General features: G+C 60.9%; 10 protein-coding genes. 4 read left to right on the top strand and 6 right to left on the bottom strand.

Annotated elements, in window-relative coordinates:
• Position 1 precedes the first annotated feature (1 nt).
• Complete coding sequence (locus ACQR1W_RS15625) at positions 2-1,030, top strand: hypothetical protein (protein ID WP_434851586.1); 1,029 nt, start codon at positions 2-4, stop codon at positions 1,028-1,030.
• 21 nt (positions 1,031-1,051) lie between these two features.
• On the opposite strand, the gene ACQR1W_RS15620 is transcribed toward ACQR1W_RS15625, so the two are convergent.
• Positions 1,052-1,687, bottom strand: a complete 636-nt coding sequence (locus ACQR1W_RS15620) for a class I SAM-dependent methyltransferase (protein ID WP_434851585.1) — start codon at positions 1,685-1,687, stop codon at positions 1,052-1,054.
• Positions 1,688-1,992: 305 nt separating this feature from the next.
• Between ACQR1W_RS15620 and ACQR1W_RS15615 the strand changes: the two genes are divergently transcribed.
• Positions 1,993-4,764 (top strand): hypothetical protein, encoded by a 2,772-nt coding sequence (locus ACQR1W_RS15615; protein WP_434851584.1) that lies wholly within the window; start codon positions 1,993-1,995, stop codon positions 4,762-4,764.
• Positions 4,765-4,883: 119 nt separating this feature from the next.
• Here ACQR1W_RS15615 and ACQR1W_RS15610 read toward each other — a convergent pair whose 3' ends face one another.
• From ACQR1W_RS15610 to ACQR1W_RS15600, 3 genes are all read right to left on the bottom strand, one after another.
• Positions 4,884-5,087, bottom strand: a complete 204-nt coding sequence (locus ACQR1W_RS15610) for a hypothetical protein (RefSeq protein WP_434851583.1) — start codon at positions 5,085-5,087, stop codon at positions 4,884-4,886.
• Positions 5,088-5,231: 144 nt separating this feature from the next.
• Positions 5,232-6,824, bottom strand: coding sequence for an FAD-dependent oxidoreductase (locus ACQR1W_RS15605; protein WP_434851582.1), 1,593 nt, complete (start codon positions 6,822-6,824; stop codon positions 5,232-5,234).
• A gap of 64 nt (positions 6,825-6,888) precedes the next feature.
• Positions 6,889-8,040: an FAD-dependent oxidoreductase gene (locus tag ACQR1W_RS15600; protein WP_434851854.1), complete on the bottom strand. Its 1,152-nt coding sequence runs from the start codon at positions 8,038-8,040 to the stop codon at positions 6,889-6,891.
• A gap of 48 nt (positions 8,041-8,088) precedes the next feature.
• Between ACQR1W_RS15600 and ACQR1W_RS15595 the strand changes: the two genes are divergently transcribed.
• Together ACQR1W_RS15595 and ACQR1W_RS15590 are read left to right on the top strand one after the other, a co-directional pair.
• Positions 8,089-8,805, top strand: a complete 717-nt coding sequence (locus ACQR1W_RS15595; RefSeq protein ID WP_434851581.1) for a TetR/AcrR family transcriptional regulator — start codon at positions 8,089-8,091, stop codon at positions 8,803-8,805.
• A 707-nt stretch (positions 8,806-9,512) separates the two neighbouring features.
• Positions 9,513-10,532: a LysR family transcriptional regulator gene (locus ACQR1W_RS15590; protein WP_434851580.1), complete on the top strand. Its 1,020-nt coding sequence runs from the start codon at positions 9,513-9,515 to the stop codon at positions 10,530-10,532.
• A gap of 12 nt (positions 10,533-10,544) precedes the next feature.
• Here the strand turns inward: ACQR1W_RS15590 and ACQR1W_RS15585 are convergent, their stop codons facing one another.
• Together ACQR1W_RS15585 and cydB are read right to left on the bottom strand one after the other, a co-directional pair.
• Entirely contained in the window at positions 10,545-12,257 is a 1,713-nt protein-coding gene (locus ACQR1W_RS15585) for a thiamine pyrophosphate-dependent enzyme (RefSeq protein ID WP_434851579.1), read from the bottom strand.
• 66 nt (positions 12,258-12,323) lie between these two features.
• Positions 12,324-13,355 (bottom strand): cytochrome d ubiquinol oxidase subunit II, encoded by a 1,032-nt coding sequence (gene cydB, locus ACQR1W_RS15580; protein ID WP_434851578.1) that lies wholly within the window; start codon positions 13,353-13,355, stop codon positions 12,324-12,326.
• Positions 13,356-13,357 lie beyond the last annotated feature (2 nt).

Here is a 13,357-nt window from a genome sequence, read left to right as displayed (position 1 = left end):
CATGAGTGTATTGGACAACGTGGAGCTTCGCCCGGACATCAAGCGAACATCAGTCCTGCGGCGAGTGCCACGACTGGAATCTGCATCCTGTGTCGCTGTGGCTGCATTTGAAGGCGACGTGTGCGCCTTTGAGCTGCCACAGGACACCACGCCCATCATCGTTGAGGACGTTTCGGGCCGGTCATTGATGTTGGCTCCTGGTGACCTTTTTCTTGCAACACCAGGGTACCGGGAGTCGACGCGCTGGGTTGTTGGTGACATTCCAACTGAAGGCCTGCTCCCCGGCAACCTGTATTGGGTGTTGGCGCAAGCAGGTATCGTCGGAAACCTGGTAGGCGACTCCCCCGTAAGCAAGGGCCATCTGGGCGAAGTCAGATACGTCGGTGCCCTGCGCATGGGCGGCGACAAAAACCTTAACATTCGAGATTTCGCGCTCAACTCGGATCCCGGCAAACCGGACCGGGCGCTGCTTTACGTTGTGCTCGGCACCTCAGCGGAGGTCGGAAAAACCACGGCGGGCATCGCAACGATTCGTTCTCTGCTTCAGAGTGGCATGAGAAACTTGGTCGTTCTGAAAGCCACGGGCACTTCATCCATCAGTGAATTGCTCGCCTATCGAGACTTTGGAGCAACGCACGTACTGGATTGCGTCGATTTTGGGCTGCCGACGACGTATCCGTCCGGTCGCGCCGGCATGGAGAGCGTGTTTGACCGGGCGCTCGACTATTGCTTCTCAATGACGGCCGACGCAGTTCTGATTGAATGCGGTGGCGACTTTCTGGGTGCCAACGTACCGGTCTTTCTTGAACGTCTCCGGAGCAGTCGCTCCGACGGCAAGATCATCCTGGCGGCATCAGATGCGCTAGGAGCCTTGGGCGGCAAGCTGACGCTGCACGACATGGGCTTCTCAGTCGACCTCATCACCGGCCTGTGCACGGACACACCTACACTTCGACAGAGAACCGAGAAGCTGTGCGGCATACCCGCCATCAACATGGCGCGCGAGGGGAGCAAAGGCCTTCCGCCGTAATCACTTTCGAGTACCCATCAATTAGCGACGCAGGCGCGCGCTGACAGTCCAGAATTCACGAAGCCGCGCGATCTCTACGTGCTCGCAAAGGTCCGAGAACGTCTCGATGATCTCGTCGTCGGTTGGGTAATTTTTGACGATTTCAAAGGTCTTGCCATTGGGTAGAACGCGCTCGGTGTAGAGGTTATTCCATTCGTCCCGCCGTGAAATGGGGCTGCTGAGGCCCTCGATGTAGAATTGGTCGAACATGAGGATCAACGCGCCTGGTGCCAGCCGGCTCGCGAAGTGGCTCAAGAATTCCTGGCGCCGCTGCCTGTGGACGTGCGACCACCAGAGCATTGCCATCCCCGCGCTGAAGGTATCTGGAAATTCCGGTAGCTGGTAGGCATCGGCTACAATCAGGCTTACGTGCGAACCAAGGCTTCGCTGCGCTGCTATGGCCAGCGTTTCGGGATTGCAATCGGTCGCCGTGATTGTCTTCGCGGCCGGCGCCGCAACCTCCGTCCAATAGCCGGTGCCCGCCGCGACTTCGAGAATTGTGCTATTCTGCACCCGTTCGACAACCCAGGATCTCAGAGCGACAAGGTCATCCTGGCGTCGGCTGACCTGGTAGAATTCGTCATATACCGCGGCACGTTCGCGATAATACGCTTCCATGCTCCTGCTGTTGTTTGTTCGATCGTCTGACACCGGTGAGCCTGAGAACTTTCCCTAACGAGGCAGTCGGACCCGTAGGTGCTCACCCGCCATTTCGAGATCTTCCATAGCTGAATAGGCGAGGAATAACCCGAATTGAACAGTTTGAAGTGTGAACCACCCCACAAGGGGGTCCGCAAAATTGATCATAGCTTAGCAGGCGTACCATTTTGATCAACGCTGACTATTCGCGGCCATTTTGCGCTGCGGCAACCGAAAGCACCAAGGTCCGATGAGAGAGTAGAGCGAGCCGTCAGGAGGCAGCCATGTTCGAGGAATTCGATGCGCACTCCCAAACCAGGATCCTGCGGGATGATTCAGGAGTTGCCCGTGCGCTTTCTCACGACCGTTATGTCCGAACCGACGCGCCGACAGCGCAGCTTGCTGCAGGCGACTATCTCAATCGATACGGCAAGCTTCTTGGACTGCAAGCGAGCGAACTGAAACAGTTGTTTGCGCCCCTCGCGCAAGACCCAACGTCGGATCAAATCGAGTTCCGGCTGCGCAGTGAAAAGCATCAGTTCGATCTCGTCACCATGGTCTTTAGCCAGACCTGTTTCGGACTGCCGGTCTGGGAAGCAGGCCTCGCAGTCACGATGAAAGAGAACCCGTTGCGGATCGTCGGAGCGCAAACAACGCAACACCCCGATCCAAAGGTCAAGCGGCCATCACCGGAAGCCCTCTCCCGCTCGAAGGCCATCGACCTTACAGGCCTGGCGAGAAGTCTGGGACTTGATGCCGGATCGGCGCGAGAAGCATCATTTAGCATCGACCATCAACGGTTGATGATTTACCGGTATGACGGAGCCGAGCGTACCCACCTCTCGGTCCCCGCAGCCAAACGCCTGCCCGCACTACAAGCGGCCGGTCCTGGTCTTCCGCTTCCACCTGTTCATGGCTCGATTCGGGAGGGAGAGCATTATGTCGTTACGGCAGTCTATTTCCGGTTTGATACGTCCGGCATGGAACCGCTGCATTGGGTCGCGCTGGTCGAAGTCGAGACGGGCTCCGTGCTCCTGCTGCTGCCCTTTGCTGACAGTGTGACCGGCATGGTATTCATGACCGATCCGGTTACCCTGGCGGGGGGCCCGTTGCCAAATGCGGCCAGCTTGGTACTCAACCCGGTACGCAGCTCTGTAACGCTCGCGGGGCTCTCGCCCCCGGTAAACGGCACCCAGTCCCTGAGTGGGAGTAACGTCATCCTGACCGAAATCGAGGCGCCGACGATAGCGGACCCTCAGATCTCGAATGGAATGAGCTTCGACTTCGACGCCCGCAGCAACGATTTTGCTGCCGTCAACGCCTACCACAATTGCGATCGGTTCTACCGCTTGCTGGAGGATCTGGGTTTTGATCCTCCCAGCTATCTGCCGGGAACCACCTTCCCGAGTCCGGTAGACCACCGCGGCCACGCCGATCCCAATGACCCACAAGGCATTGAGATCAACGCGCATTGTGTCGGCAATGCGGGGGGAGTGGGAATTGGCTATACGAGCTTCGCCTTGGCCGATCTCGGAGATCTTAACGCTCCGATTGGCCTCGCCTGCGATTTGCGCGTGGCAATGCACGAGCTGTTTGGCCATGGCGTCCTTTTCAATCACGTAGGCAAGGCGAATTTCCGCTTCTCGCACAGCGCAGGCGACAGCTTTGCCACCGTTCTGAACGATCCGGGAAGCCAGGCGCAGGATCGTTATCTGTCATTTCCGTGGATCACGGCTGCCGGCCGTCGACACGACCGTGCCGTTGTTGCCGGCTTCGGCTGGAGCGGCAACATCGCACTGCACCCGTTCGATCCGACGCTGGACTACAAGGGCTATGGTAACGAACAAATCCTTTCGACGACGATGTTTCGCATTTACCAGTCGATCGGAGGCGATTCCACCGATATCGCCATGAAGCAATTCGCTGCGCGCGTCGTATGCTACCTGATGCTTACGGCGATCGGCGGCATGGACTCTGCAACCAATCCACCAGCAGCTGAATATTTTGCGGACGCGCTGAGAAAGGCAGACGCGGCCGACTGGTTGTCCGAGGGATTGTCAGGCGGGGCCTATGGAAAGGTAATCCGCTGGGGATTCGAAAAACAGGGCATGTACCAGCCTAACGGCGTCCCGAAACCCAACAACAATGTGGGTACGCCGCCGGACGTCGATGTCTATATCGAAGATGGCCGAGGCGGCGAATATCAGTTTCAACCCAACCACTGGAGCTGCCAGGCGATTTGGAATCGCCGCCTGAATGACGGCGGCGCCGCTCATGAAGAGCCCGTCGTTGGGGTCACAAACTACGCTTATGTGAAGGTCAAGAACCGAGGAACACAGATCGCCGTCAACGTGACCGTGCGGGCCTTTCATTGCCAACCATCCGCTGGGCTCACCTATCCCGACGATTGGCAGCCGATGACGACGGCACAGCTCCCGTGCGCAAATGTGCCGCCCAATTCGTCCGCGGAAATTCTGGTTGGGCCATTCGAATGGGTCCCTTCCCAGATTGGCCACGAGTGCATGTTCATGGTTGTATCGGCGTTGAACGACCCGAGCAATATTGACAACTTTACCGCGACTGACTCGATAGCCGAGTGGCGGTTAGTCCCGAACGACAACAATATCGGCCAGCGCAATGTCGCGCCGGTCAGCGCCACTCGCAAGTTGCTGGTGGCGGGATTTGATCGAATGAGCTTCCATGTGAAGAACCCGCTCCGCAAACGAGCTCGTATGACCCTTACGGCCTCGCTGCCTTTGACTCTTGTGAAGCGTGACTGGCGGATCGCATTCGCTAATGCTGGCTCGGATGCGTTTACCCTCGAACCAGGCAATGCTCGAGAGATCAAGATGCGGATTCTGCCTGGCAAGGATTTCGATCCTGACGACTTCCACAAGGAAGAGGAGCCCGTGATTCGGATCGAAGCACGCGCCGATGGGATATTGGTGGGCGGAATGTCCTATCCACTCGTGACTAAAGCCAAGAAGGCGGTGAAAACGAAACCTCAGCTCCGCGGCGCGCCCAAGTCGCAAAAATCCAGCAAGTCGAAGCGCTAGACTGGTCGAATAGGGCCTGTGCTTACCGAAATGTACACGCAGAGCAGCCGCGCTGGCCGATGTAGCTAACTTGTTGCTCGAGATGGCTGACGGGAGATCACCGCCGATCATCCCGGCTTTCAATTGAGACCTTCGCAGTTCAGCTCGCGCAGCGTCTTGTCCACCCAAGACGAATCGTGCGTCCCCGCCATTATGTTCGCGATCTGCTTCTGCTCGGCCTCGTGCTTAGCTGTGGCGGCTTTTAGAACCCCGTCCACAGCATCAAACGGTACGCAGAGCAGGCCGTCATCATCTCCGCAGCCGTGCTCGCGGGCTTCGCTCACCACTTTACGAGGCCGACAAAGGATCAATTCACAGGACGGAATTCCCGACGATACACATCCGCACCGCTTTGCGGGCATGCAACTTTCTGACCGATGCTCAGCCGATCTCGTCAGACATAGGCCACGAGCGCCACAGCATTTCAGTCAGCCCCGCGCCGTGTCTGGTTCGCCGAACCATCGCAATGCGGCCTGAGCCGCCTCCTGGAGGTTGGGAGTGCCCTCGCCAACCCAGGCCACGATTCCGTCGGGACGCAGGAGCAGAGCGCTCAAGCCCAGCCGCTCCTTGGCGTCACTGCCGACATAGGTGATCCGGTCACCCCAACGCCCCGCGAGCGCTTCAAGCGGCGCGTGCGCTTCGAAGTCCAGGAACAGCCCTTTGCCCGTCCTGAAGACCCCGCCGATTTTCCGCCCGTCAGCCAATTCGAAGTTAGGAACGCTGCGGCCTATGAGCGGATGGCCGCCACCGAGATCATAGCGGAGGGAGACAGCCCAGACGCGCTCGGCGAAATAGGTCGCGCCATCGCGCGTACCAATCAGATCGCGGATGATGGCTTCAAGCGCGCGCGAGCTCCGGCCTGGCCGCATCACCGCGACCTGGGCACGCGACCAGTCGAGGACGGCCGCGCCCACCGGGTGGCGTTCGCTGAAATAGCTGTCGAGCAGACCGTTCGGCGCGTCGCCACGGATGACGGCAGCCAGCTTCCAGCCGAGATTCATCGCATCGCCGAGCCCGAGGTTGAGGCCTTGGCCCCCAAGGGGAGAATGGATATGCGCAGCGTCGCCGGCAAGCAGCACTCGTCCGTTCCGGTAAGCGGTCGCCTGATTGGCGCGATCCGTCCAGGTGGTCGCAAGCTTGAGCGCCCTCACGGTGACATCGGCGCCAGAAACTTGGCGCAGGACTGCCTGCACGTGCTCGCGCGTGATCGGCTGGGTTCGGTGGAAGGCGCCGCCGTCGAAGTGAGCCATGGCGATCGTCCCCGGCCGGGCAAAGGTGTACATGCCCGCGGGCGTATAGTGCTGGCCGGTTTGGAGCTTGTCCGGATCGGCCAGTTCGACGTCCACCGAATAGCCAGTGAATTCGGGATCGGTGCCGGCGAAATCGAAGCCGCCGAGCTTGCGAACGGTACTGCGCCCGCCATCGCAGCCGACGAGCCAGCCTCCGCGGAAGGTCTCGTCGCCAGCCCGAATGGTCACGCCTTGGTCTGATTGATCAAAGTCGTCAACGCCGTGGCCGCGCCTGATCTCGACTCCCATTGCGTCGGCCCGGGCGGCGAGGACGGATTCGAGAGCGTCCATGTAGACGGCCATACGGGTGCCCGCCGGGCTCGGCAGGCGATACGTCCATTTCGATGTGTCGATATCTTCGTGGAAGAACTGGATGCCGGCGAAATGGCCGGCTGCTCGGCGCGGCTGTTGCATCCAATGCGGGGCGGCGGCCGCAGTACGATCGTCGGTGCGACGCGCCCCACTACTCCCGTCCCGCTGTTCGCGACGAAAGGCTTCGATGACCGGGCTGGTAGCCGCTATCTTCTGAATGTCGTCCAGCAACCCGCGACGATAGAAGGCTTCGAGGCTGGGCGCCGAAAGACCCCGCAGGCCGAATGGTGCTCCCTTCAAATGGGTCTCGGGGTGTTCAGCTTGCTCCAGCACCAGGACCGACCGGCCAGCAAGGCGAAGTTCGCACGCGAGAAACAGGCCGACCGGCCCGGCTCCGGCAATTACGACATCATAGATCATCGACAAAATCCTCAAGCAGTCGGGACGCCAAGCGTGGCGCGCGTAGGAGAGGTCGGCGGGTGCATCAGGGTTGCGCGGCGCCGTCGCTGTCCCTCGCGAGCGCGTTCGTGAAGAACTGGATGAGGCGGAAGGGGGTGCCGTCGTCGAGGCAGAGCGCCAGGGTCTGGTGCGCGTCCGCGGCAGCCGACTCGCTGCGCGGAAACATCGCCGCTTCGTAGGCGGCGAGCGCCGTCTCTGTCGCGTCAGGATGCGTCGCGATCGCGGAGGCGAGCTCGGCGCCATCGAGCATCGCGAGGTTCGCGCCCTCCCCGGCCGGCGGCGCGAGGTGCGCGGCGTCCCCGACAAGCGTCACCCCGGGCACGCGCTTCCATCGATGTCCGGTTGGCAGTGCGTGGAGCATGCGCAGGACCGGCGTGGTCGCGCTGTCCGTGATGAGCGCGGTGAGCGCCGGCGCCCATCCATCGAACTCGGCCGCAATTTTTGCTGCCGCGGTCGCGGCGCTGAAATCAAGGCCGGCGAACCACGCGGCGGGGCGGTTCAGCGCGATGTACGCATGAATAACGTTGCCAGCCTCGCGGTGCGCGAAAATTCCCTGTCCGGGGGCCAGCGCGAACAATGCGCCGCCGCCGACCGCTTCAGCCGCCGCAGGGTGCCGCGTGTCGGCATCATACAGGTAGGTCTCGACAAACGACGTTCCGACGTATTCAGGCTTGCTCTTGGAGAGCAGCCCCCTGACGTTCGACCAGGCACCGTCGGCTCCCACGAGGAGGTCACTGGTGGTGGCCGCCCCGTCGGCGAACGTTAGTTCGTGCCGGGTACCGCCGAGCGCCGCGATACTGCTGACCTTCTTTCCCCAACAGATCGTCCCCGGCGGCAAGGAGTCGATGAGGATACGCCTCAGGTCCCCTCGAAGGGCCTCGGGCCGCCCGCCCGTACCGTCGTCGCGCTGTTCGAACAACACTCTGCCATAGCGGTCGAGCACCCGCGAAGCCTGGCCGCCCTCGTGAATGATGGCGCGGAATTCGTCCATGAGACCGGCCGCAGCAAGCGCGGCCTGCCCGCCGTGCTCGTGAATGTCGAGCTGGCCACCTTGCGCCCGGGCTTCCGCCGAAGGTTCTGCCTCGTAGATCGTCGCGGGGATGCCGCGAAGAAATAAGACGCGCGCGAGGACCAGGCCGCCGAGGCCTGCCCCGACAATCGTCACAGGGGTCATAATCGTTCCATTCAGAGTGGCCTGGAATGTCGTTCCATCGCAACTGATCTATTGGAACATCGTTCCAACCATGTCAAGTTAAGTGTTATGGCAACCAAGATTCGGACTGAACGGCGCACGGACGCTCTCTCGAAGGCGAGGATCGTCGAGGCCGCCATTGAAATCCTCGACAGCGAAGGCGAGGACGCCCTGACCTTCCGCGCGCTCGCTGCCCGGCTTTCGACCGGGAGCGGAGCGATCTACTGGCACGTCGCCGACAAGAACGATCTGCTTGCCGCGGCCACGGACCACGTCATCGCCGGCGTCACGGCTGATGCGGTGAGGGGATTAAGGCCGCAGGAAGTGATCCGCACGCTCGCGCTGGGCGTCTTCGACGCCATCCACGCTCACCCTTGGGTGGGAGGACAACTCTCCCGTAACCCCTGGCAGGATGCAGTCCTGAGAATGTTGGAACGCATTGGCAGTCAGGTCCAGGCGCTCGGCGTTCCCGAACGCGCGCAATTCAACGCCACCACCGCGCTCATGAGCTTCATCCTTGGCCTTGCCGGCCAGTACGCTGCAGGCGCCCGCGTCTTCCCGCGTCACACGGATCGGTCAGTGTTCCGCAAGGCGTTCCTTGAGACCGTTGCCGCGAAATGGGCGCAGCTCGATCCGACGGAGCATCCCTTCGTGCGGCAGCTGGCAACAGTGCTGCCCGAGCACGATGATCGCGAGCAATTTGTTGCTGGCATCGATCTTATCCTCGCCGGCATGGAAAGCGTCCAATAGGCGTGCTTCCCGGCCCCGCCGACAAAGCCTCGCGTGGCAGGACGTGGGCTTGATGCGGGTTCCCACGATCGCCATCGCTCGACGCTGGTCAGGAGATGCTGGTCAATTGTCCTGCCTTGGTGCAAGTCTGCATTGAGCCGGGTAGCGAGCCGTGATCCTTGGCGAGACCGCCTGGACGGATAGTTCGTCGAAATGGATGAGCTGACGCATCTGTTGGTGTCAGCAGTAGGGATCGTGGCGGTGCGCTCCATTGCTCCCCTCTCCTATCTGAGCATCTCGTAGCGCCGAGCCTTGGAGCATTCGACAACATTCTGACATTTGCCGCCCGAAGGGCTTCGGTAGTTTCATCACTGCTGGGAGAGGACACTTATCCAAACCTGCGTCAACGGAGTGTGCGGAAGACAGTAGCGGGAGTCCGCGACATCGCGAAACCGACTATTTCGGAAGCCCTGTTTTCTTTATCGTGCCAATCCAACTACACCTACCTGCTACGGAGTGAAGGCGCAGGGCCGACAGGCGGCGGATCAACACTGCCGGGGAGGTTGGGGCGCCGCGCCGGTGATCCGAGCCAGTTCTCGGCGCATGCCGTCCTGTCATTGTCACTTCGATGAAGATCATTCAGAAGTGAGATGAACCGTCTTCAAACGGCGATGCCCGCTCGATGCTTTCATGGTATGGGGTGAGACAGTACAGGTGGAGAATTTGGATTGGCGATCCGTCGGGTGGACCTCAACCTCTTTCGTGTATTCGAAGCCATCATGCGCCACCGCAGCGTTGCCGGGGCAGCCCGCGAGCTGAACATTACCCCTTCGGCGGTCAGCCACGCCCTGGCCCGTCTCCGCCAGTTGCTTGACGATCAACTGTTTATCCTGGCTGAGACCGGCATGACGCCGACCGCTCGGGCGCTCGAACTTGCGCCTGATATCAATGAGGGCTTGCGACGTTTCGCAGAGGCAGTCACGTCAAGGAGCTTCGATCCGCTCCGGTCCGCGCGAACCTTCCGCATCGCAATGTCGGACTACGCCGGCATGACGTTGCTGCCATTAATCGCGGACAAGGTCGGAAAAATGGGGCCGAACATCAACCTGCGGATCTTTCCGCTGAGCCGCCTCGATCTGGTCGCCAACCTTGACAGCGGTCAGGTGGAGATGGCTGTCGGCTGGTTCGGAAATCTCCCAAGACGGATGCGCCGCATGCCCGTGCTTGCCGAATCCGAGGCCTTGGTGGTCCGCGTTGGCCATCCATTGACGGCATCGGAGATTACGATGGAGCGGCTGTTCGCCTTTCCACATGTCGTGGTTGAGTTGACCGGCAGCGAGGCACGCCCCGCAGACGGCTTTATCGAAGAACAAGGCGTCGAACGGCGCGTGTGGATCGAGCGTCTGCTGCTGGAACAGGAGAACGACAAGAACGGATTGGTCGGACGGGTCGCCATTTCGTTGCCGCATTACTCCGCGGTCGCGAATCTGGTGGGCCGCAGCGACATGGTAGCAACCCTGCCCCGCAGTATCGCAATCCGAGAAGCGGCCCGCGAATCGCTTGTGATTCTCAAACTGCCCTATGATCCGCTGCAGGTGATGGTCGAAACCGTCTGGCATGAGCGCGGCAACCAGGATCCTGGATTGCAATGGTTCTTCGGCGAAATCCTGCCGGCGACCGCGGCGGATCTGAAAATGGCGACCGCCGACCACGCCGAGGGACCGGCCGAACCGGTCCCTCGCACGTGATTTCAGACCAAGTCAGATAAAGTTTTCCTTTGCCATCTCCCAGATCTCCCCTCCCCGGCCGTGGAGCACGGCCCGCGCCGCATAGAGCGCCATGCCGACGGCCGGCTCGAATTCAATGGTCGGAGGCATCACGAGCTGCATCGGTGCGACCTTGACATGAAGAAGCGCCGGCCCGGGCTGAGCGAGCCACTCCTGAACGGCGTGCTCGAGCTCGGCGCCCTTCGTGACGGTGCGGCCCCAGAGACCCATCGCTTCGGCGACCTTGCCAAAATTCGGGTTCTTCAGGCTGGTGAACGTCGGCAGCAAACCTTCGGTCTTCTGCTCGATCTCCACGAAACCGAGTTTTCCATTGTCGTATACGGCGATCTTCACCGGGAGATTCTCCTGGATCACCGTCATCAGTTCCCCGAACAGCATGGAGAGTCCTCCATCGCCGCACAGCGAAATGACCTGACGGCCTGGCTGACACGCCTGCAGACCGAGCGCCGACGGCAGCGCCGTGGCCATGGTTCCGTGAAGCAGGCTGCCGAACGTGCGCCGCTTGCCATTGACTTTCAAATATTGGTGCAACCAGACCACCGGCGTTCCGTCATCGCCGGAAAACAAGGCGTCTTCGGCGGCGTAGCGATCGATTAGGGTCGTGAGATAGGTCCCGGTGATGACGTCACCGTGGACCGGCGTGGCCTTGGCATATCTTTCCTGCATCACGTGCTTGTAGCGCTCGACGTATTTGTCGTGATGAGAGGAATCGTGGCGTTGGGCGAGACGCGGCAGCAACGCCGCCAGTGTCGGCTTGATGCCGCCGATCGAAGCCATCGTCACCGGATGGCGCCGGCCGAGATGGGTCGGCTCGATATCCACCTGAACGATCTTGGCTTGGTCCGGATAGAACTGACGCCAGGCGAAGTCGGCACCGAGCAAGAGCAGCGTGTCGCAGTCGCGCACCGCGTGGTAGCCGGACTCGCCGCCGATGAGGCCCGTCATGCCGACATTGTGCGGATTGTCGTATTCGAGGAAATCCTTCGCGCGCGTGGTGTGCGCCACCGGGGCCATCAGTCGTCTGGCGGTCTCCATGACCTCCGCGTGCGCGCCCTGACAGCCTGATCCGGCGTAGATAGTTATCTTCTTTCCGGCGTTGAGGATATCGGCCATGCGATCAAGTTCTTCGTCGCACGGTACAATGACGGGCTTGCTGACGTGCACGCCATAGGGAACATCGTCGGGGATATCCGCCTTGGAGACGTCGACCGGAACGATCAGCACCGCCACGCCGCGCTTGGCGATCGCAGCCTGGCACGCAATCACGGTCTTCCGCCGAGCCTGTTCGGGCGTGTAGATCATATCGCAATAGACGCTGCAACCGCGATAGACTTCCTTGAAATCGACCTCCTGGATGAAATCGAAACCAAGCTCGCTGCGCAGCACCTGGCTCGCGATCAGGATGATGGGGGCCCGATTTCGATTGCACTCGTAGATGCCGTTGACGAAATGAAGACTGCCGGGACCGCAGCTTCCGGCCACGGCCGTCAGCTTGCCGGTCAACTGCGCTTCGGCACCAGCCGCGAATGCACCCGCCTCCTCGTGGCGAACGTGAACCCACTGGATGTCGCTCTTGTCGATGCTATGCGCGATATCATTGAGCGTATCGCCGACGATGCCGTAACAGCGCTCAACGCCGGCGGATTGCAGTGTCTCGATGATTGCGTCTGCGACTTTCTTAGCCATAGGCGTTTTCCTTCTCGGAGGCTTCGGATTGCTGGTTCAAAGGGATGCCGATGCGACCGCCACTCGCTAGTCGTTCTCGGGATAGGTGGAGCTGTAATCGAAGGTGACGTGCGCCGGGGCCGGCTCGGTCTCCTCCGCAATCTTGCCGCGGAACATCCAATAGACGACCGCGGTGTAGCCGAGCGTCAGCGGCAGCACGAGGAGTCCAGCACCCCAGAACATGAAGTGCAGGCTGCTTTCCGGCGCCAGCGCCTGCTCGACCGTGATCGAAAACGGGATCATGTAGGGCCAGAACGAGATGGCTTGGGTCGCAAATGCGGCCACGAAGATGAACGCAACCATGCGGAACGGCTGGAAATCGCTGCGATCCGCGATCCCCTTGATCAGGTAGTATGCCGCGACAGCGCCGATCAGGGGAAACAGCAGCAGGTACGGCCGCTCCAGCCAACGCCCCATAATGCGAAGATCGAGTGTTAGCGCGTAGACGAATGCGACGACGAGAAAACACCCGACACCGAACGTCAGCGGCGGTAGAAGATCATAAATGCGCTTGCGCAGCATGCCCTGCGATTTGCCGACGAGCCATGCGGCTCCGAGCAGCGCGTAGCCAAAGCAAAGACCGATGCCGCACAGACATGAAAACCCGCCGAGCCAGCCAAACATTCCGCCGGAATAGCGGCCGGCCGTCATCGGCAGGCCTCGAACCAGCGCACCGATCATCATGCCTTGCACGAAGGTCGCCACGAGAGAGCCGGCAACAAAGCTGCAATTCCATATCCAGCGAAATTTGATCGTGTTGTGGCGGAATTCGAATGCAACCCCGCGCAGAATCAGCGCACCGAGCATCAGGACGATCGGAAGATAGAACGCCGATAGCAGCGTCGCATAGACCCTGGGGAACGCACCAAACAACACGGTGCCGGACACCACGAGCCAGGTCTCGTTGCCGTCCCAGACCGGGGAAATCGCCGACAGCATACGGCGGCGATCGGTCTCATCGCCGGCAATGGCGAACAGGATGCCCACGCCGAGATCGAATCCGTCGAGCACGACATAGAGCAAGGTGCTCACGGCCAGGGCCGCAACCCAGAACAGCATGC

It is taken from the genome of Bradyrhizobium sp. HKCCYLS1011 (genome assembly GCF_051167795.1).
Lineage (GTDB): Bacteria > Pseudomonadota > Alphaproteobacteria > Rhizobiales > Xanthobacteraceae > Bradyrhizobium.
The sequence above is the reverse complement of the archived record's forward strand: the minus strand, read 5'-3'. Positions and strand labels throughout refer to the sequence as shown.